Below are 19,610 nucleotides of genomic sequence, written 5' to 3'. Positions count from 1 at the left end.
CAGCGGTGGTGTCATGGTGGCTCCCGTGACGGCTCGTGCGCGAATTGACACTTTGGCGCTTCGAATGAAAAAAATGGTGGCGAAGGTGAGACTCGAACTCACGACCTAGGGATTATGAGACCCTCGCTCTAACCGCCTGAGCTACCTCGCCACTGAATCGTGCAGGATGAAAATTGGCTGTTCCGAAGTCAAGCAGCCTTGACCCTAATCGTTTCCTCCCGACAGCACCCGGGCGAGACTGACATCGTCGTTGATGATCTCGAGGGCCGCGGCGTAGGGGTCCTGTTCACCCCTGGCCACGCGCTCGAGTACCGGCGCCAGCGGCGCATCATCGCTGCGCTCGTGTAGACGCCTGACCAGTTCCTCGGTGCAGATTTCAATTACTTCTTCACGCAGGCGTTGTCCGCGATGGCGGCTCCGTTCCTCGTCTCCGGGGCGTTCATGATGGGCCAGGCAGCCGTTGAGGATTTCTTCTGTCCCCTTGCCGTTGCGGGCTTCGGTAAGCAGAACCGGAACTTCCCAGAAGTCTTCCCCACCGCTTCCGACTCTCAGCGAGAGCATGGTCTGCAGTTCGGTTTTCATGCGCACCGCGCCTTCACGGTCCGCCTTGTTGACCACGAAGAGGTCGGCGATTTCGAGCAAGCCGGCTTTCATGACCTGCACAGTGTCCCCGGACTCGGGCACGAGCACCACGGCCACCGTGTCGGCTACTTCCATGATGTCGAGTTCGGTCTGCCCTACCCCGACGGTTTCGATGATGACCACGTCCTTGCCATAGGCGCCGAAGATACGTGCGACGTCTCGGCCGGCCCTCGCCAGTCCACCGTGGCTACCGCGCGTGGAGAGGCTGCGAATGAATACCTCGGGGTCGAGAAAGTGATCCTGCATGCGAATGCGGTCGCCCAGTACCGAGCCGCCGGAAAAAGGGCTCGACGGGTCAATCGCAACTACCCCCACCGACTGGTCCCTCGCCCTCAGGTGTTGGACCAGGCAGCTGGTGATGGTTGATTTGCCCGCCCCCGGCGGACCCGTGATGCCTATGATGAAGGTGTCGCTGCAGCGCGCGTAGACCCTCGACATTATAGCGGCCGTGTCGCTGCCGCGGTTCTCGACCGCTGTTATCAGGCGCGCAAGGGCAACCCTGTCGCCTTCGAGCATGGCGCTGGTGAGAGACTGACCGTCGCGTTCATTCTTTTTCATATGAAGCCGAGCCGTGTAAGCGGGTCGCAACAGCGGCGCTCAGTTGCCGCGATACAACGGCGGGTTCAAGGGTCGAAGCGCTGAGAGCTTCGAGGCTGGTCACCCGCTCGCCTTCAACGCCGCAGGTGACAATAACCTCAAATCCACTGACATCCAAGCCGACGTTGAGTGCCACGCCGTGGTAGCTTACTCCCCTGCTCACCCTGAGGCCCAGCGACGCGATTTTGCCCAGCTGCGTCCATATGCCCGGCGAACCATCTCGCCGCTCAGCGTCTACGCCGTAGCCTTGCAACACTTCGATCACCGCCGACTCGAGCAGGCACACCCAATCGGCTACGCCCATCTTCAGCTCGGCCAGCGACACCACTGGGTAGACCACTGCCTGTCCCGGACCGTGCCAGGTGGCCCTGCCGCCGCGGTCGCTGCGCTGCAGCGCCATACCCCTCGATTGTAGCTGTTTACGGTCCAGCAGCAGGTCGTCCAGGGGAGCGTGGCGACCCAGGGTGATGGTTGGTGGATGCGCGACCCTGACAATCGTGTCGCAACAACTACCTGCCGCCCGGCGACCGGCGAGCTCGCGCTGTCGCTTCATGGCAACCGCGTAATCGAGCCTCCCCCAATCCTGCTCACGGCAGCCGTTTTTGTTCGATATCACCGCTCAAACCTAGCGCGGCCGTTTCTGGCTCTCAAGCGGGGCTGTTCGCCCGTCGGGGCCTTGGTATAAACCCACTCAAGAGGCTAATATTACCCTGTGCAACGCAGGTCATCCCGTGTACTGGCGCTGGGCGTCGTGCTGCTCTTCATCGGAGCGGGCAACTGGTGGATGGGTCTTTCCAAGGTAACCCAGTACGGCGAAGACATTGCCTCGGTACGGGCGCTCAACCAGGCCGTACGGGTCACTGCTACCGACACCGCGTCGCTGCTGCACGATTCCGATGAAAGCAACGCGGTATACGAGAACGCCCTCGGCAAACGTGAACAGTACAGGGTGGTCGCCAGTGGCGGCAAGTTATTCGTACTTCTTGGACTACTGCTTTCCTCGGCCGCGTTGCTTCGCCGCTGGCTGGTGCCTGTTCGTTAGTGTGCGGGCGGTCGTAGAACCCTCGACCTCCCGGATGTCCCCCAAAAACAACACTTGGACGGTGTCTTACTGTCCCGGTGCTATTGCCGTGTACAGCTTTGGACTGTATCTTGTCTCTAGGGCGGCGTCTTAGGGCCGCTGGGTGTTGCCGACAGGCTGGTCGGTAAACCGCTGAGGGGTCTGGGTGGGCGTAGAGTTGAATGCAACAGCGGCGTTAGTCGCGATCAGGCAGGAACGCGGGTGACCGCGGTCAGCGCACTCCCTCTTGCCGCAGCGGCGTTCCACCTGTTCCTGGGCGTGCTTGTCTTCGCGCGCCGACCCGGCCGGCTTCTGCACCAGCTTTTCTTCGCCTTCTGCCTGGCGATGGTAATAGCCAACGTAGCCGCCTTTGCCCTTACGCGGCCGCTTTCCGAACTCGCAGCCAGGGCCTGGTCGGAACAGCTCCTGCTTGGAACTATCCTGGCGCCGCTGCTTTTTCTCCACACGGTACGGCTGCTCTTCGGTACGCCCGACAAACCGACTCTCTGGGCTGCTTACGCGGGGGCAATCGCCCTGGTTGCCTGTACCTACGCCGCGGCCACAGTGGGAGGTGTGCAGGCGGTGATCGCCGGCAGCGGCGAAGTTCGCTGGGCCCTGGTGGCTGGCCCCATGGGCGGCCTGGTTCCCGTCTACGTGATGCTGGTGGTCGCCGTGTTGTTTCTCTCGCTGCATACTGCCGCTCGTGAAAACGTGGGTCTCAAGCGCAACCAGGCCCGCTACCTGCGCCTGGGAGCCGGCCTGGCCTGGGTTTGTGCTGCGCATGGCTTTTTGCGCTTTTCAGCGCCGGCAGGCTGGACCGCGTCATGGGCTTCAGGGTACCTCGTGGGTTCTACGGGCAGCATCGCCCTGGCGTGGTTGATGTCATTTGCGTTTTTTCGCCACCGCTTGATGGACCTCGACCAGGCTCTCGCGCGAACTCTTGCCAACTCGGCGGTGCTGGCCGCGGTGGGCTCTGTCTGCTGGGTGCTGCTCGCCCTGGCCCAGGAAGCGAGCTTCGGCCAGGTATCACCGCGCTTCTCACTGCTCGCGTGCGGACTGCTGGTCGGTGGCATTCTCCTCTACCCCCGCCTCTCGGAACGCGCGGGCAGTCGTATCGAGAAGTCGCTGCTCGAGGACGGTCGCGGACATCGCGACGCTGTCATGGAATTGAGCCGGGAGCTTTGCTTGCTTCGCGACACCGATGAGATGGTTTCGCGAGTTGCCCGGACCCTGGCGTCGAGGCACGGCGTGGCTTCCTGCGCGATCTACCTGGAGAAAGGCAAGGGACGCTACGTTCTCCACGGAGCCCGGCCTCACGGGGGACACTGGCCCGAGGAGTTGGAAACCGGCAATCCGGTGGCAGGTTGGGCGTTGTCATTGCGCGCCCCGGCTGTGCGCGAAGAAGCCGAACAGGCCGCCGCGCCGCTTTCGCTGGCCGCGCAGGGCTGTGTCGAAATGGAGCGCCATGAAAGCGACGTGGTCGTGCCGCTGGTCGCGCGTGAACAGTTCGTGGGGTTGATGCTGCTCGGTCCGCGACGCGACGCGCGGATATTTTCTCGCCACGACCTGGAGCTGCTCGATGCACTCGCCGGGCAACTGGCCGTGGCCGTCCTTACCGTCCGATTGAACGAAGCACTGGCGCGCAGCAACGAGGTGTTGCAGCACTCCGAGCGTTTGGCCACCATCGGCACCATGGCCGCCGTGCTGGCGCACGAAATTCGCAACCCGCTGGTTTCGATACGAACCTTCACGCAGCTTCTGCCCGAACGTTATCTCGACGAAGAGTACAGGGAATCCTTTCTCAACCTGGCGTTATCCGAGGTCGATCGCATAACGGCTCTGGTGAACGAGCTTCTTTCTTTTGCTCGCCCCGCCACCCACGAGAGAAGCCCGCTGAACCTCGACGAGCTGGTCGAACGGGTGGCGACGCTGCTGGACAGCCACGCGCGAAAGAGCGGAGTCTCTCTCAGTATCGAAACTGACGCGTCGATGCCTCCCATTATCGCTGACGAGGATAAGATTAATCAGATCCTCGTCAACATAGTCCACAACGCGATACAGGCCTGCGAAAACAGGAGCAAAGGCCATGTCACGGTGAGCACCGGGCGTGGGTGGATCAATGGCACCGAAGCAGCCACGCTTACGATCTCTGACGATGGTTGCGGCATGAGCGAAGAGCAGGTCGAGCAAGCCTTCGAACCTTTTTTTACCACCAGGACTGAGGGTACCGGGCTCGGACTCGCCATCGCCAGGCAGCTGGTGGTCAATCACTGTGGCTCGGTTACCATCGACAGCACACCCGGCAAGGGCACGACCTTTACCATAACCCTGCCTGTGGATTCTCCGGCTCTCGAACAAGCAGCCGACAACCTTTATGCCGAGGGTCTCATCCATGCCTGAGCTGCTGCTCCTGGATTCGCCCGGGCGTTTTGTGGTTGCGGTAGAGGAAGTCCTGCCCGAGGGCTGGACACTGCGCAGATCGGGCGATCCAGCTGCTTCAGTGGACGCCGACGCTGTGGTGTTCAATTGCTGTGACTCTGCTGCTGTCGAGATCCCCAGCTCGGTGCCATCGCTGCTTCTAGTTGATAGCGCAGCCCGGGCCAGTTCGCTGGAAGGCCAGGGGCGGGAAGTGCTGCTGCACCCCTTTCCCCTCTTTGAGTTGAGCGCGGCCGTGGCCAGGCTTTGCTCGGGCGGCCGCGTCGGTGAACAAACGGAACCAGCCGCATGGCTCTCTTTTCCTTGGATTCCGGCCCATGCCGAACCCGTCCTCAAGCAAGCCGCTGCCGGCCAGGTCCCCCTCGTACTCGTGGGAGAACCCGGTGTTGGGAAAGAAAACGTGGCCGCGGCGCTGGCTGCATTGCAAGGACCCAACAGCGAGTTCAGCGTCGTCACTGCTGCTTCGGATGCGGCCGGCCTCATTGAGTCTTGCGAACGGGGTGTAGTCTACCTGCCCGATCTCGAGCTGCGCAGCCACGCCGAACAAGAACAACTGGCGGTCCTGCTGGGGGTTTCCGGCTGCGGCGTGGTCGCCGGCATGGCCGACAGCCCCGAGAGCCTCGCTACCGACGGCCGGCTCGTAATGGCACTGTACTACCGAGTGGCTGGCCTAACGGCCCTGCTGCCTCCGCTCAGGGAGCAGCCCTTCTGTATCCCGGAACTCGCGCGGGCAATGCTCGCTGCTTTTGAAAATCCCGACAGCCCTCCATTCTCCCTGGCCGCTTCGGCTGCCGAACGCCTGCAGGCTTACGCCTGGCCGGGCAACGCTACCGAGCTCGAAGTCGTGCTGCGCAGGAGTCGTGCCTTGTTGCTCTGCGAGCCCGGCGGGCGTCGTGAGCTGGAGGCCGAAGACATCGTGTTCGGAGTCGAGCGCACGATCCGTCCGACCTTGCAGTCGATTCCCGCTCCGCCCCGCGTCGACGCACAAAGCGCTGGTAGTAAGGATATTGGCGAGCCCCTACCCCTGGAACAGCTGCTTGCACACCTGGCCCACGACCTGCGGAATCCGCTGACGACACTTAAAACCTTCAGTTCGATTGCGCCCGAAGACAACGAGCTCGCGCGCCTGGCCAGGGGGGCCTGTGATCGCTTGAGCGATATCGTTGACACGCTTGTCGAGTACGAGGGGTTCTCACTTCCCGAGCCGGTAACGGCTGACGTGGCTGAGTTGTTCGAACACGCGCTCATCGACCGAGGCGATGAGGCCCGCGCAGCGGTACACATTGATATGCCGCGGGGGTGGCGCGTAGAGGCCGACCTGCAGCAGCTCTGTTTTGCGATCGACTGCATGGTGGACGCCGTTGTTGAAACCCTACCGCGCGGGTCCGCGGCAATGGTAACCGTAAGCGACGAAGGAGCGATGGTGGTCGACGTGCCAGGTAGTTCAGGGCAACTCGCTGCCCTGGCTGGCATGACTTCGGGCGGTGGGCCGCCGGCTTCATGGCGACTGGCGCTGGCCCGTGAACTGAGCAGGCGCAACGGGGGTGACCTCGGTGTGAGCAATACCAAGGATGGATCGAGGCTGACGTGGAAACTGCCAAGGGCGGTGGAGGATGAGGTAGATGACAGGCAAACCGGTAGTTCTGATAGTTGATGACGAGGCTGGCGTGCGCGAATCAGTGCGCATGGTACTCAAGGACGATTGGGAGACGGTGACCCAGCCCTGTGGCGAAGACGCCATCGAGTGGCTGAAGGAAAACAGCCCCGCCCTCGCCTTTCTAGACATCCTCATGCCGGGTATCGACGGGCTCGAAGTGCTCGAGCACATTCGCGAGGGCGATAGCGAGCTGCCCGTGGTCATGTTGACGGCCACCAAGACAGTTCGCACGGCGGTGAAGGCCATGAAACTGGGAGCCTTTGACTACATCACCAAACCTTTTGATGTGGACGAGCTGCGCATGGTTGCCTCCCGTGCAATCAAAAACGCCAATCTGCTTCGTGAGGTTGACCAGCTTCGCAGTGAAGTTGGCTCTCAATACTCCGTGGACAACATGATCGGCGAATCCTCCCTGATGCAGGATGTCTTCAATACCGTGGGGCGAGTGGCCCCGCTGAAGACCACGGTGCTCATCAGCGGCGAATCGGGCACTGGTAAGGAACTCATTGCCAAGGCCATTCACTACAACAGCCCGCGGGCCAGTGAGACCTTGGTCACCATAAATTGCGCGGCCATTCCCGACAACCTGCTCGAGAGCGAACTGTTCGGTCACGAGAAAGGTTCGTTCACCGACGCGTCGGCAAAAAAGACCGGCCAGTTCGAAATCGCTGACAAGGGCACGCTGTTCCTTGACGAAATCGGCGAGATGAGCCCGTCCTTGCAAGCCAAGTTACTGAGGGTTCTCGAAGAAGGCGAGATCATGCGGGTGGGCGGCGCGGGCCCCTTGCAAGTCGATGTGCGGGTGGTTGCGGCCACCCACAGGGACCTGCGCAAGCTCATAGAAGAAGGCGCTTTCAGGGCTGACCTCTACTACCGGTTGAACGTGGTCACGGTCACCCTTCCTCCCCTGCGCGATAGGCCAGATGATATTCCGCTCCTGATTCGCCACTTCGTTGAAAAGAAAACCCGGGAGCACGGGCTTCCCCCGCGGACCCTGGGCCAGGATACAGTAGAACAACTGCTCGGCTATCCCTGGCCCGGCAACGTGCGCGAACTCGAGAACGTGATCGAGAGAACCCTCGTACTGGCACCGGACTGCGATGAGATCGGGGTCAACAGCCTGCCTCCTGACATGACGGCGGGGCCGTCTACGGCGGGACCGGGCACGCGGCAGATGGTGCTCGATGGACGCAAGAGCCTCGACCTTGCGGTGGACGAGTTTGAGAAGGACATCATCGAAGAGGCCCTCAGCAGGGCCCGACATAACCAAACCCGGGCCGCGCGAACCCTGGGCACGACCAGGCGGATTCTGAAATACCGCATGGACAAGCTCGGCATAGAGCAACCCGACGCATAGTAGTTGCCGACCCCTACCCCCGGGTAGGGCTTTCTGGGTTGGGCAAGAGCAGCTGATTGCTCTACTATCAGCGATCAAGATGGTCCGTAATCCTTTAGACAGAGCCCTTGCCAGGGCCCGGGCTTTTGAGCGGCTGGGCGCCGATGATGCTTATGCCCTTCTGCAAGCTGGCAGTCCCCGCGGAGGTGCTGACGGCGATCGCGAATGGTCTCTGACCGAAGAGATCTGTGAGCTGGCCTGCCGGCAGCGTGACCGTGATCGCGACCGCGTGCTCACCTGGTCTCCAAAGGTCTTTCTCCCTGTGACCAATCTTTGTCGGGACAGGTGTACGTACTGCACTTTTCGCCGGGATCCCGGCGAGGCAGGCGAATGGACCATGACCCCTGACGAGATCCGCCAGTGGTCTCAACGGGGGAAAGAAGCCGGCTGCATAGAAGCCCTCATGTGCCTTGGCGACAAACCCGAGATCGCGTTCCGCGGGTTCAGTGCCGAGCTCGAACGATGGGGTGCCACGAGCACGGCTGAGTACGTGGGCCTTGCATGCTCGCTGGCGCTCGAAGCCGACCTGTTGCCGCACACCAACGCGGGGCTGTTGTCGATCGATGAGATGCGCAACTTGCGACCGGTGAACGTGAGCTTCGGGTTGATGCTCGAGAATGTCAGCCCCCGTTTGCGTGCACGAGGAATGCCCCACCAGTACGCGCCCGATAAGGACCCGGCGGCAAGGGTCAGTATGATCGCCGACGCGGGCAAGCTGCGAATACCTTTTACCAGCGGCATACTCGTGGGCATAGGCGAAACCGAAGCTGAAAGAATCGCGAGCCTGCTCGAACTGCGTCGCTTGCACGAGGAGTACGGTCACCTGCAGGAAGTCATCATACAGAATTTCAGGCACAAGGACTCCACCCCGATGAGCGGTTTTCCGGAACCGACAGAAGACGAGTTCATACGCTGTGTGGCTATCGCCCGCCTGCTGCTGGGACCCGCGATGAACATACAGGCTCCGCCCAACCTCAGCCCGCAAGGGCACGCACGCCTGGTTAATGCCGGCATCAACGATTGGGGTGGCATCTCACCGGTGACAGCCGACTACGTTAATCCGGGCGACCCCTGGCCTCATCTCGAAGACCTGTCGCAAACCTGCTCGGGGCTGGGCTTCGAACTCGAGCCCCGCTTGCCGGTTTATCCCGAGTACGCGAACGACGAATTCCTGGACCCCGACATGCGACGGGCGGTTGAACGCTTTGCGGACCTGCCCGCGGCGGTCACGGCCCAGGGAGGGGCAGCCCAGTGAGTTACCAGACCGAACAGTCACCTGAGAGAGTCGAGTACCTGTTCGCTGACCAACGGGATCTCGAAACCCGCCTGGAGGCCACCCCGCCCGGCCTGGCGGCCATCCTCGAGCGTTCGCTGGCCGGACGGGCACCAAATGTCGAAGAGGCCACTGAGCTGTTCGCTTTGCAAGGCGATTCGCTGGCCGCCCTCGTGGGAGTCGCCGATGAGCTGAGACGACGCGCGGTAGGCGATACGGTGACCTACGTCATCAACCGCAACGTGAACTGGACCAACGTTTGTTTCGTGGGATGCAAGTTCTGCTCTTTCGCCCACCTCAAGAACAGTCCCCGCGCTTACGATCGCGATGTCTCTGACGTTCTCGATCGTATCGGCGAGGGCGTAGCGCTGGGGGCTACCGAGGTGTGCATGCAGGGTGGGCTCAACCCGGCTATGCCCGACGACGGCTACCTGCAACTCCTCCGAACAGTGCGCGAGGCCTACCCCGACCTTCACATTCACGCGTTTTCACCGATGGAGATCCAGTACGGCGCTCATCGAATGAAAATGGCCTATCGCCCGTATCTCGAGCTACTGCTCGACGCGGGTCTGAACACCATGCCCGGTACCGCGGCTGAAATTTTTGACCCGGAGATCCGCAAGGTACTTACCCACGACAAGCTCGACACCGCCAGCTGGATAGAAATCGTGACCACAGCCCACGAGGTGGGTTTGCCTACGACCTCCACCATGCTCTACGGTCACCTGGAAACACCACGGCACATGGCCGAACACATTGAGGTGCTGCGTAGCATCCAGCGCAACACCGGTGGACTCAGCGAGTTCGTGCCCTTGCGCTTTATCTGGCAGAACACCCAGCTTTACGCCGAGGGGCTGGTATCCCCGGTGCCACAGGGGCGTCTCGATATAGCGGTGTACGCAACCAGCCGATTGATGCTGGACGGACTGATCGATAACCTGCAGAGTTCCTGGGTCAAACTCGGTCGCGAGTTGGCCACCTTGAGTCTCGACGCCGGTTGTAATGATGTTGGTGGCACGTTGATGGAAGAGAGCATCTCGCGCGAAGCGGGCGCGGATTCGGGAGAGTACACTTCGGCCGAAGAACTCAGGAGCATGATCATGTCGAGGGGAAGAAAACCCCGACAACGCAATACCCTGTACGACCTGTTGGATGAGAGCGATGATGGACACCTTGCCGGCCAACCCACGGATCACCCTGCTGGCGGGTGGAGTGGGCGCCTGCCGACTCCTTAGGGGTCTCGCCGAAGTCGTTGATCCCCGTAGGTTGAGCGTGATCGTCAACACGGGAGACGACGAGGGTTTCTATGGCCTGCAGGTCTCTCCCGACCTCGACACGGTGGCTTACACACTGGCCGGGCTTGCCCCGATCAAGAGAGGCTGGGGTATACGCGGCGATACGCAGAACGCCCTGCCCTGGCTGGGGCGTTATTTCGGCGACCAATGGTTCTCGCTTGGCGATCGGGACCTCGCCCTTCACATTTACCGTAGCCACTTGTTGAGAGAAGGCTCGACTCTTGCCCAGGCCACCCGGCGAATCTGCAAACAACTGGATATCAGGACCTCGGTATTGCCCATGAGCAATGACCCGGTGCGTACCATACTCAGGTCGGGTAGACGCCGCATTGCCTTCCAGGAGTGGTTCGTCAAGCAAGGAGCGCGTCCGAGGGTGGACGGCATCACTTACCAGGGCGCGTCCGGGGCCAGTATGGCACCCGGGGTGAGCGAGGCCCTGGCGTCGGCCGACAGGGTGATAATCGCTCCCAGTAACCCCTACGTGAGCATTGCGCCCATGCTTTCGATTCCGGGCCTGCGGTCGGCGTTGGCCGCCGTGTGCCGCAAGACCATCGCCGTTAGTCCCCTGGTTGAGGGTAGGGCCGTGAAGGGCCCCCTGGTCGCTATGATGAAAAGCCTGGGTGCAGGTCGAGGAAGCGCCGGCATAGCCGACTTCTACGAGGGGCTCGCGGCCTCGCTGGTCGTTTCGCCTGGGGACGCGCCACCGCGACGTAAAGCCACCTGGCCCCGCCTTGTTGAGCGCAACACCCTGCTGGATAGTAAGCGGCGTTCGCTGGCGCTTGCGCGCTTTCTCTTGAAGATACCACTCGGCGGGACGGACAGCTGAAATGGTAACCATGTTGATACCCATCGAAGGCGTCCCCATGGTTCTGCCTGGGAACGATCTCGCCGCCTTGCTCATCGAGGCTATCGACAAGCAGAAGGTCGGCGTCAAATCCGGCGACATCCTGGTCGTATGCCAGAAGGTCGTGTCACGGGCCGAAGGAAGAGTGCGCAAGCTGGCCGAAGTCGAGCCCTCGACCGAGGCCCTTGAGTTTGCCAGTGCGCACGACAAAGACCCGGCCGTCGTAGAGCTGGCACTGCTTGAGGCGAGCGAAATCCTGCGAAAGAAGGACGGCCACCTTATCACGCGCACCGGTCCCGGCTTTGTTGCCGCCAACTCGGGCGTAGACTGCTCGAACCAGGCAGCAGAGGGTTACGCTACCCTGCTGCCCGAAGATTCGGACAAGTCGGCGCTCGGGCTGATGTTGCGACTCGCTGCCCACTACGAAGCGCAGGTCGGGGTGATCATTTCCGACACCTTCGGCCGCGCCTGGAGATTGGGACAGATGGACCTGGCCATAGGCTGCGCGGGGTTGTTGCCCATCGACGACAGGCAGGGTGGCCGTGACTGGGCGGGAAAACCCCTCGAGCACACATCTCTCGCGGTTGCCGATCAGCTGGCTGCCGCAGCCGGTATTGCCATGAAAAAAGACGCGGGAGTACCGGCCGTACTGGTACGAGGTAGTGGCGCCGAACTGGGTAACGGCAGTGCCGTAGAGCTGCTTCGGCCACCCGAGGATGACCTGTTCACCTGAACGCGGCAGGGTCGCCGATGTTCTCTGCTGACTTACGCACTATCGAACGTAGACTTCTGCTGGCCTTTGGCCTCTAATGAAGCGTGGGTACACAACCGGCAGCGGGGGGAACAGTCGCAGTGGAATCGACGATAGAAACAAGCAGTACGCGCGAGCGTAAAAAGAAATCCGAACAGCTCTCCAGCATGGTGTGCGAACTCAACGAGGTGCGCATGAGGCTGGACTCCCTGGTCAACAGGATCGAGAGCATCCACGGCGACTCTGAAGACGAGAGTCTCAGTGCGCTGCGGGCCACCGTTGACCGGCACTGCGAGCGCATGCGAGACAAGTTGGTTCAGCGTATGCCCGCCTGAAATTGGTCTCTTATTTCTGGAGACATTTTTTTTCACTACTGCTGGGTTTCGTAGCCTTTTCCCAGTGGGCCTGCGCGTGGTGGATGATCTCGTGGGCGCTGGGTCCACAATTCACGGGCAGCTGGTTGTTGCACGTGGCCGCACCACTGGTTTTCTACAGCGTTAACCGCTCGCTCCTGCCGTTCGAGCCGCGCAGTAATGTCACTGCGTGGATACAGCGAGCATGGACAGGGCTGGCGTTCAGCTCGATCTTCGCTTCCTTGTTCCTCGTTTTCGCGTGGGTCGTAGGCTCGCTTACCGGTGCTGTCCTCTATGCGCTCGGAGCATCGGCCACGTTGTCGCTTTCAGCAGGCGCACTCGAACTCGCTCGACAACTCACCACAGCGGGGCTGCTGGCAGTATTCACATCCATGGCCTGGGGTTACACTCGTGGGCAGGCCGAATTGCACATCAACGAGATCTCAGTGGCGATTCCCGAACTGGCCGCTGCTCTTGAGGGGCTGCGCCTGGTGCAGCTGAGCGATATTCACCTCGGCCGGTTCATGTCGGCTGAACGCATCAGCCGTTACGTTTCGATCGTAAACGGTCTTGAGCCTGATCTTCTGTGTATTACAGGTGACATCACCGATGGCCTCGCCCATGCCCCTCAGACTTTTCCCGCGCTGGGTGGTCTCCGCGCCCGCCATGGCGTTTACGCCATAATGGGGAATCATGATCGGGCGACCGGCGCCGATGCCGTGACGGCAGCCCTTCACTCCTGGACCGACTTTGAAGTCTTGCGCGACAGCGGGACAGTGGTGGATGTTGGAGGCGCGAGCCTGCACCTTATTGGCCTCGATGATCGAGGTAAGGATTGGGCCAGGGGCTTAGCGAAAGACCCATTCCTTGACGAACTCGCAACCGCCGTGCCTGCCGGGGAGCCCAGTGTTCTTCTCGCGCATCGCCCCGACTTGTTTCCCCAGGCGGCCGAGCTGGGCCTGAATCTCGTCCTGGCTGGCCACACCCATGGCGGGCAATTGTCACTGCCTCTGCCCGGGCGGGTGCGGCTATCCCTGGCGCGTTTTATGACCAGGTACCCACGCGGTACTTATTACAGCGGCGGGTCCTGCCTGCATGTGAACCGGGGCCTCGGGATGACCGGGCAGCCGGTCCGCATCGCGACCCCAAGGGAAATCACGGTGATCACGCTGTCCGGTCACCCACGGAGCTGAGACCGCCCCCACTTCGTGGGTTTGAAGCAGCGGGGGACTCGGCCTAAAAAAGGAGGATGACCGAAGGATTCAGACACAACTGGACGGTAGCCGAAGCCCGCGAGATCCACGACACTTCCCTGGGCGAGCTGCTCTACCTGGCCCAGGGTGTACACCGCGAGCACCACGACCCGAAGCAGGTCCAGCTCTGTTCGTTGCTCTCAATCAAGACGGGCGGTTGCCCCGAGGACTGTTCCTACTGTCCCCAAAGCGCTCACTACGAAGCCGACGTTGAGAACGAGGCGCTGATCGACGTAGAGGCCGTCCTGGCCTCGGCATCGGAAGCCAGGGACGCCGGCGCAACCCGTTTCTGCATGGGGGCGGCATGGCGCGACGTCCGTTCGGGCAGCCAGTTCGATTCGGTTCTCGACATGGTGCGTGGGGTCAACTCCCTGGGCATGGAGAGCTGCGTGACCCTGGGCATGCTCAACGCCGAGCAGGCGGGCAAGCTCAAGGATGCCGGACTTACGGCCTACAACCACAACATCGATACTTCCCGAGAGTACTACGACAAGATAATTACGACCCGCAACTTTGATGAACGACTCGAAACACTCGCCCACGTTCGCGAAGCCGGCATCACCGTGTGTTGCGGCGGTATAATCGGAATGGGCGAAAGTATTAACGATCGCTGTGCCATGCTGGTCGAACTGGCCAACTTGCCCAGACATCCCGAGAGCGTTCCTGTCAACGCCCTGGTGCCAGTAGAGGGCACTCCTCTGGGCGACCGCGAACCTGTTGAAGCACTGGAGTTGGTGCGCATGGTGGCCTGTGCCAGGGTTATGATGCCGGCCTCAGTGGTCCGGCTGTCAGCGGGCCGCAGCCGCCTATCGGAGGAAGCCCAGTTGTTGTGCTTCATGGCGGGTGCGAATTCGATCTTTTTTGGCGAGAAGCTGCTGACGACCGGCAATCCCGACACCGACGCTGACCGTCGCCTGCTCGAACAAGCGGGCCTGACTGCAGCGAGCATCAACATCCAGGCTGAAACAGCCTGACGCGCGGGCGTCACCCCCGGAATTCTACTTGCAAGAGGCCAAACCTTGTCCCACATTGGGCGCATGAAAGGAGAAGAAATCCGAATAATGGTCCAAGCCGTGGCTGAACAGCAGGGGCTGGATTTCAAGGCGGTAGATGCAGAGCTGGGCGAAGAAGGCTGGGGTCGCCTGGCCGTGGCGATGGAGAACCCGCTGTCGGCCCAGCACTTAACCGACTCCATGGCGGCCGAGCCTGGATCGCTGCAGGCCGGACAGGCTGCAAGTGATTTCACTCTCGCCCGGCTCAACGACAAGGACGGCCCCCCGGTTACTCTCTCAGATCATTTCGGCAAACGGCCGGTCGCGCTCGTTTTTGGTAGCTACACTTGACCGCCCTTTCGGTACCAGGCTGGTGCCGTTAACGATATCTACCGTCGCTGGAAAGACCAGGTCGATTTTTACGTCGTTTACATCAAGGAAATTCACCCGAGCGATGGCTGGCAGGTGGACGAGAACCTTACCGACGGCGTAGTATTTGCCCAACCTGCCAACATCGACCAAAGGATAGACGCCGGGCAGGCTTGCATGTTGCGAACCGCTCTTGAGCTGCCTGCCCTCGTTGATGGCATGGACGATGCTGTCTCCAGCTTGTGGAACGCGGTTCCCGAACGCCTGGCGCTGGTCGGGCTGGACGGCAACATCGTTTACAAGAGCGGCCCCGGTCCTATGTTCTTCCTACCGGCCGAATGGGAAGAGGCCATCTCCACTTATACTCGAGAACAGGCACTGGCCAGTTGAACGAATCCCGGCTCGAGAAGGAGCTGGTTAGATCTGGAATCTGAGGGAACCCGATACGATGCCAACCATGTGGGAACGCGATCTCGACCGAGACCGGACACAATTTTACGACTGGCTGGACCGCAAGCTGGATCATCCTGATAAGCTGGTGGTTGGCGAGCTCGTTTCACCCTCTTCTTCTGGATTTTCGAACGACACGTTGCTCTGCGATGTTTCGTGGGATGGTGGCAGGCAGTGTGAAAGCTGCGTTGTCCGCATTCAGCCACAAGGCTTCACCGTGTTCCCGGACTACGACCTTTCGTTGCAGTATCTCTGTATGCAAAAGCTCGCCGACAGCGCAGTGCCTGTACCATTGGTTTTGTGGACGGAAAACGACGATCAGTCGGTGTTCGGCGCACCGTTTTACGTGATGCGTCACGTAAAGGGGCGTGTCCCGGGTGATAACCCGCCCTATCATAGCGAGGGCTGGCTGCATGAACTCTCGCCGACAGAACGCAATCAAGTCTGGCTCGGGGGATTTGAGTGCATGGCCGGGATCCACAGTCTCGACTGGAAAAACATGGGATTTGATTTTCTCGCAGGCGCCGATTCACCCGACGTGCTGCAGGCCCAGTTGGACAACTACGACGATTTTTTTGCCTGGGCCTCGCGGGGCCGGGAGCAACCGGTAGCGGGGGTGGCCCGTGAATGGTTACGAAAGAATGCGCCCGCGGTTGATCACCCCGTTGTCTCCTGGGGAGACGCCCGTATCGGTAACGTGATTTTCGATGACAACTGTCGCCCCGCCGCTGTACTCGACTGGGAAATGGCCTGCATGGGCACCGCGGAGCAAGACGTAGCCTGGGGCATCTTCCTGGATCGCCATCACAGCGAGGGAATCTCCACCCCGCGGCTTGAGGGTTTCTGCTCCTACGAAGCATCCCTCGAGCACTACCAGCGCTGCGCGGACAGAGAACTCGGAGACCTCCACTACTGGGAGGTGTTTGCGGGTTTTCGATTCTCGGTGATCATGATGCGGATTTCTCAACAACTGGTGCGCTACGAGCTGATGGATGAAGCCGCTGGTTACGCTTTCGAGATGGATAACACCTGCACTAACCTGCTGGCCGGGCTTCTCGACCTCGCTCCTCCCGGTGAGACGCGGACGGGTTTTTCGCAAGAGAGTTGAAAACTCCAGGGCCTGTATCCCTTCCTAACAAGTCAGGCTGCTTATCGCGCAGTGTGCTATAACCTACGGTAAGTACTTGGCTTTATCAGTTTGCCTTGAGCTCCGGAAGACGGCAACGCTTCGTCTCGATCGAGAACGGAGCTTCCCCTTTGATGCATCTCAGGCCCATGGTTCCGTGACCGTGACCGCTGGTGTGCAGGTAGTTAGGGAGTCCGGGGTCACTCTCGCTGATCACGATACGGACAACCCCGTCCGAGTCGGTTACGGCGTCATGTGAATTGACGTGAATGCGCTGCCAACGGTAATCGAGTGACTCCATCCAGTGGTTGTTCAGCTGGAAGTTCCAATACAGGCAAGGCGGTGGCAGCAACTCGACCAGCAGCGATTCGCCCTCGTCCAGTTGCCACGCCCCCATGTGAAACGAGATGTTGGGATCCCCGTGGGCGCCCGCGGTACGGGCACTGTCCATGGCGATGAGCTGTCCGGGGCTGCGCTCGAATTCCTCTGCCCATTCGGCGAAAAGCACCGCGGTACCTACAACGAAAGCCGCCGCGGCCTCCAATCCATCTTCAAGCGCTGTTGCGTCCAGCACGCGTGGCGAATCGCCGCCTGTGCGTTCTATGGCCAGCTCGCCGGCGGTCTCTCTGGCCCGGTCGAGGAACACCTGTCGGACGATGAGCATTGAGCTGTCAGGACGCAAGGCGATCCAGTTGCCCGGCTTTTTCTTGCCACCCAGTAGAAGCTCGAATCCGTCCTGCTCATCCAAATCCAGCTGCGATCCCTCGAGATAACCGCTGCAACCCGACGGCGCGTCGCTACCATAGTGGCCATAATAAGCGCCGATGCCCAGGTACGCGGCCGTACCCCGAGTGCCGCTTACCCGGTATTCATAACGCCCATCGAGTACGGCATTCTGGTAAAAACTATCCGGGTTGTCACAGCCGATCTTGGCCGTCTCGTGGCTGAGGCAGTAAAAAGTCGGGGCGCCGGGATCGGCGTGCTCAAGATGTTTCTCAAGAGCAAGCCGGGTCAGCCGCGACAGGTAGCGATAGCCTTCGGCGCGGGTCAGTTCGTCCCCGGGAGTGCCCGCTCGGTTGATCACCTCGCCGGCATCTTCGAGTCTATTGCAGAACCGAGCCCAAGCATCCACGTTGGCCATTGGCAGTGATTCCGTGGTCTTCAGGGTCGCGAGGTGAAGCCGTAGAGCTGGCCCGCATTCTCGCAAAAAAGTTTGCGCGCGTCGCTCGCGTCTACGCCCTCGCTCATCTCGGAGATAAGTTGGCGCGAATTAGGCCAATCGTTGATGTGGTGCGGAAAATCGCTGCACCACATCATGTTCTCAACTCCCACGTCACGGCAGTTGCGCACGCCGTAGGGATCCCTCAGAAAACCCACCTTCCAGTTACGCCGGAAGTATTCGCTAGGTTCCAGCTCCAGGTTTACGTCACACCAGTAACGGTTACGCCGGTAACGATCGTCCATTTCACTGAGAAGGTAAGGAACCCAGCCCGCTCCGACTTCACCACCGACCATGACCAGGCCCGGGAAGCGGTCGAACACTTCGTTAAATATCATCTCGGCGATTATCAAGGGCATACGCGACATTGTGCCTGCCAACAGGACGAGCTGCGCGGCCCCACCTTTGCGTGCGGCAACGCGCTGCACCGGTTGCCTCGCCGGTGTGAGACCGATGTGGACGTGCACGGGCATGTTTAGTTCGTCGGCGACAGCCCAGAACGGATCATCGGCAGCAGAGAGAACCATTCCCCCACTGGGCCACGAAGCGAGCCCTACACCCACGGCTCCGGCCTCGGCCGCCCTGCGTAGCTCGGCGGCCGCGTCGTCGGCCCCCGTGGCCGGCATCTGCCATATCGCCCCCAGCCTGCTCCTGTCCACGGACACCCAGTCGTCTATAAAATCGTTGTAGGCTCGCATACCAGCGAGATGAAACTCGTTGTCCTTGAGTGTCATGAAGTAGATCATTGTGCGCTGCGGCGGAAAGAAAACCGCCGCGTCGATGCCGTCTTCGTCCATGAGTTCAAGGCGTTCGGCCGAGCGAAAGATGCCGGGATGCAAGTCGGAATAGCAGGTGCCAGTCCATTTGAGGTCTTTCGGTGAAACCCCCTTTGCCGCGACCAGCCCGATGGCTTCTTTGTGTTCACCCAGTAGCCAGGCGTCGCCACCATCCTCGTCTTTTACCAGTTTCGGGGCGACATCAGCATACTTGCTAGGCAACCACTTTTCCCACAACTCCGGGGGTTCGATGACGTGCTGATCGCAATCAATGATCTGGTAATCTCTCAACGTGCTATTCTCCCGAGTGTCGCGCAAACGAATTGCTGGGCCCATGCTCCCTGGTGCCAGTCCTGCGGTAAAAGAAATGAAGGGTCATGATTCACTGCTTGCGCCACTCTCCTGCAACAGGCCGTGCATCGACTCCATGGCGTTTTCCATGGCAGTGTTGTCTTCTGGCGGAAAGAGATAAGTCGTAACGAGTATGCGTGTCAGCCAATCGACCAGCTGATCGACCGAAACAACGCCCGCTTTCACGGGCTCACTGCTTGCAAGGGCCGGGGCAAGCAGCCTGCCAAGTTCGTCGCGCACAGAGGGGAAACTCTGCCTGAGCGAGGAAAGAACGAAGGCGGGGTCGGTCTCGAGCAGGCGCTGCAGGGCGGCGTGTTCTTTGACGTAGCGGGTAGCGTGAAGCATCAACAACTTGAGTCGTTCTTCGTCCCGTTCGCAATCTTCGAGGGCCCCTACGCAACGTGTCCAGAAATTGTGAGCCTCGCGAATCGTCAGGCTGTGCAGCAATTCGTCGCGGTTCGAGAAGTAACGGTACAGGGTGCCGCGGGACACGCCGGCACTGACGCTCACGTCGGTCATTTCGAGATTGCGAAGGCCGTGGCTGGACACCGACTTCATGGCTCCATCAAGAATTCGCTCCCGGGTCGCCTCGCGGATGGTACCGCGCGCGAAAGGCCCGCCCTCATCGTAAGCCCACCTGGGTACCAATCGAGTTCCGGCAGCGCCTCGACCCTGCTTCAACATCCTTGAGCTTCCTCCACCCGGAGAAGCTAACAAATTAGACACACTCCGTCAATATGTTACATTTCACCTGTTGCAGTTCTGACGGT

General features: G+C 60.8%; 19 protein-coding genes and 1 tRNA gene. 14 read left to right on the top strand and 6 right to left on the bottom strand.

The features are described from left to right. Positions 1-74 precede the first annotated feature (74 nt). The 3 genes from EYQ35_12640 to lipB all read right to left on the bottom strand — a co-directional run bounded on the left by EYQ35_12640 (position 75) and on the right by lipB (position 1,855). A tRNA-Met gene (locus EYQ35_12640) sits at positions 75-151 on the bottom strand. 53 nt (positions 152-204) lie between these two features. Then, positions 205-1,200: a methylmalonyl Co-A mutase-associated GTPase MeaB gene (gene meaB, locus EYQ35_12635; protein HIF64979.1), complete on the bottom strand. Its 996-nt coding sequence runs from the start codon at positions 1,198-1,200 to the stop codon at positions 205-207. Then, a complete protein-coding gene (gene lipB / locus EYQ35_12630; protein HIF64978.1) occupies positions 1,187-1,855 on the bottom strand; it encodes a lipoyl(octanoyl) transferase LipB in 669 nt (222 codons plus the stop codon). Before lipB ends, meaB begins: the two co-directional genes overlap by 14 nt. Positions 1,856-1,951: 96 nt before the next feature. Between lipB and EYQ35_12625 the strand changes: the two genes are divergently transcribed. The 14 genes from EYQ35_12625 (at position 1,952) to EYQ35_12560 (ending at position 16,476) form a co-directional block, all read left to right on the top strand. After that, positions 1,952-2,281, top strand: a complete 330-nt coding sequence (locus EYQ35_12625; GenBank protein ID HIF64977.1) for a hypothetical protein — start codon at positions 1,952-1,954, stop codon at positions 2,279-2,281. 240 nt (positions 2,282-2,521) lie between these two features. Further along, positions 2,522-4,699 carry a GAF domain-containing protein gene (locus EYQ35_12620; GenBank protein HIF64976.1) on the top strand — a complete coding sequence of 726 codons (2,178 nt, stop codon included), beginning with the start codon at positions 2,522-2,524 and terminating at the stop codon, positions 4,697-4,699. Beyond that, positions 4,674-6,389 (top strand): hybrid sensor histidine kinase/response regulator, encoded by a 1,716-nt coding sequence (locus EYQ35_12615; protein ID HIF64975.1) that lies wholly within the window; start codon positions 4,674-4,676, stop codon positions 6,387-6,389. Before EYQ35_12620 ends, EYQ35_12615 begins: the two co-directional genes overlap by 26 nt. After that, positions 6,358-7,749 (top strand): sigma-54-dependent Fis family transcriptional regulator, encoded by a 1,392-nt coding sequence (locus tag EYQ35_12610; GenBank protein ID HIF64974.1) that lies wholly within the window; start codon positions 6,358-6,360, stop codon positions 7,747-7,749. Before EYQ35_12615 ends, EYQ35_12610 begins: the two co-directional genes overlap by 32 nt. Positions 7,750-7,828: 79 nt before the next feature. Next, complete coding sequence (cofG, locus tag EYQ35_12605; GenBank protein ID HIF64973.1) at positions 7,829-9,043, top strand: 7,8-didemethyl-8-hydroxy-5-deazariboflavin synthase subunit CofG; 1,215 nt, start codon at positions 7,829-7,831, stop codon at positions 9,041-9,043. Beyond that, entirely contained in the window at positions 9,040-10,296 is a 1,257-nt protein-coding gene (gene cofH / locus EYQ35_12600) for a 7,8-didemethyl-8-hydroxy-5-deazariboflavin synthase subunit CofH (GenBank protein HIF64972.1), read from the top strand. The genes cofG and cofH overlap by 4 nt, the downstream gene beginning before the upstream one ends. Further along, positions 10,214-11,182: a 2-phospho-L-lactate transferase gene (locus EYQ35_12595; GenBank protein HIF64971.1), complete on the top strand. Its 969-nt coding sequence runs from the start codon at positions 10,214-10,216 to the stop codon at positions 11,180-11,182. The genes cofH and EYQ35_12595 overlap by 83 nt, the downstream gene beginning before the upstream one ends. 1 nt (position 11,183) lies before the next feature. After that, positions 11,184-11,933 carry a coenzyme F420-0:L-glutamate ligase gene (gene cofE / locus EYQ35_12590; protein ID HIF64970.1) on the top strand — a complete coding sequence of 250 codons (750 nt, stop codon included), beginning with the start codon at positions 11,184-11,186 and terminating at the stop codon, positions 11,931-11,933. Between the two features lie 119 nt (positions 11,934-12,052). Further along, positions 12,053-12,286, top strand: coding sequence for a hypothetical protein (locus EYQ35_12585; protein ID HIF64969.1), 234 nt, complete (start codon positions 12,053-12,055; stop codon positions 12,284-12,286). 2 nt (positions 12,287-12,288) lie between these two features. After that, a complete protein-coding gene (locus tag EYQ35_12580) occupies positions 12,289-13,497 on the top strand; it encodes a metallophosphoesterase (protein HIF64968.1) in 1,209 nt (402 codons plus the stop codon). 56 nt (positions 13,498-13,553) lie between these two features. Continuing rightward, complete coding sequence (gene bioB, locus EYQ35_12575; protein ID HIF64967.1) at positions 13,554-14,531, top strand: biotin synthase BioB; 978 nt, start codon at positions 13,554-13,556, stop codon at positions 14,529-14,531. Between the two features lie 63 nt (positions 14,532-14,594). Then, positions 14,595-14,900 carry a hypothetical protein gene (locus EYQ35_12570; protein ID HIF64966.1) on the top strand — a complete coding sequence of 102 codons (306 nt, stop codon included), beginning with the start codon at positions 14,595-14,597 and terminating at the stop codon, positions 14,898-14,900. 36 nt (positions 14,901-14,936) lie between these two features. After that, positions 14,937-15,308: a hypothetical protein gene (locus tag EYQ35_12565; protein ID HIF64965.1), complete on the top strand. Its 372-nt coding sequence runs from the start codon at positions 14,937-14,939 to the stop codon at positions 15,306-15,308. 58 nt (positions 15,309-15,366) lie between these two features. Continuing rightward, the gene (locus tag EYQ35_12560; GenBank protein ID HIF64964.1) at positions 15,367-16,476 is read left to right on the top strand and encodes a phosphotransferase family protein; all 1,110 of its coding nucleotides are present in this window, start codon (positions 15,367-15,369) and stop codon (positions 16,474-16,476) included. 85 nt (positions 16,477-16,561) lie between these two features. Here the strand turns inward: EYQ35_12560 and EYQ35_12555 are convergent, their stop codons facing one another. From EYQ35_12555 to EYQ35_12545, 3 genes are read right to left on the bottom strand one after another with little or no spacing between them, the layout of a single operon-like run. Next, positions 16,562-17,635: a hypothetical protein gene (locus tag EYQ35_12555; GenBank protein ID HIF64963.1), complete on the bottom strand. Its 1,074-nt coding sequence runs from the start codon at positions 17,633-17,635 to the stop codon at positions 16,562-16,564. Positions 17,636-17,655: 20 nt separating this feature from the next. Beyond that, entirely contained in the window at positions 17,656-18,825 is a 1,170-nt protein-coding gene (locus EYQ35_12550; GenBank protein HIF64962.1) for a hypothetical protein, read from the bottom strand. A 39-nt stretch (positions 18,826-18,864) separates the two neighbouring features. Then, on the bottom strand, positions 18,865-19,524 hold the full coding sequence (locus EYQ35_12545) for a TetR/AcrR family transcriptional regulator (GenBank protein HIF64961.1): 660 nt from the start codon (positions 19,522-19,524) through the stop codon (positions 18,865-18,867). Between the last annotated feature and the right edge of the window lie 86 nt (positions 19,525-19,610).

The organism is Candidatus Binatota bacterium (assembly GCA_012960245.1).
In the GTDB taxonomy this organism is placed as follows: Bacteria; Desulfobacterota; Binatia; order UBA1149; family UBA1149; genus UBA1149.
Note: the sequence above shows the minus strand (reverse complement) of the source record. Positions and strands in the feature narration are given on the sequence as shown.

What these genes read in the sequence shown, in the direction of transcription:
- meaB (HIF64979.1), bottom strand. Translation starts at nt 1,200, where the DNA reads ATGAAAAAGAATGAACGCGACGGTCAGTCTCTCACCAGCGCCATGCTC.
- EYQ35_12615 (HIF64975.1), top strand. Translation starts at nt 4,674, where the DNA reads ATGCCGAGGGTCTCATCCATGCCTGAGCTGCTGCTCCTGGATTCGCCC.
- EYQ35_12610 (HIF64974.1), top strand. Translation starts at nt 6,358, where the DNA reads ATGACAGGCAAACCGGTAGTTCTGATAGTTGATGACGAGGCTGGCGTG.
- cofG (HIF64973.1), top strand. Translation starts at nt 7,829, where the DNA reads ATGGTCCGTAATCCTTTAGACAGAGCCCTTGCCAGGGCCCGGGCTTTT.
- EYQ35_12595 (HIF64971.1), top strand. Translation starts at nt 10,214, where the DNA reads ATGAGAGCGATGATGGACACCTTGCCGGCCAACCCACGGATCACCCTG.
- cofE (HIF64970.1), top strand. Translation starts at nt 11,184, where the DNA reads ATGGTAACCATGTTGATACCCATCGAAGGCGTCCCCATGGTTCTGCCT.
- bioB (HIF64967.1), top strand. Translation starts at nt 13,554, where the DNA reads ATGACCGAAGGATTCAGACACAACTGGACGGTAGCCGAAGCCCGCGAG.
- EYQ35_12570 (HIF64966.1), top strand. Translation starts at nt 14,595, where the DNA reads ATGAAAGGAGAAGAAATCCGAATAATGGTCCAAGCCGTGGCTGAACAG.
- EYQ35_12560 (HIF64964.1), top strand. Translation starts at nt 15,367, where the DNA reads ATGCCAACCATGTGGGAACGCGATCTCGACCGAGACCGGACACAATTT.
- EYQ35_12555 (HIF64963.1), bottom strand. Translation starts at nt 17,635, where the DNA reads ATGGCCAACGTGGATGCTTGGGCTCGGTTCTGCAATAGACTCGAAGAT.
- EYQ35_12550 (HIF64962.1), bottom strand. Translation starts at nt 18,825, where the DNA reads ATGGGCCCAGCAATTCGTTTGCGCGACACTCGGGAGAATAGCACGTTG.
- EYQ35_12545 (HIF64961.1), bottom strand. Translation starts at nt 19,524, where the DNA reads ATGTTGAAGCAGGGTCGAGGCGCTGCCGGAACTCGATTGGTACCCAGG.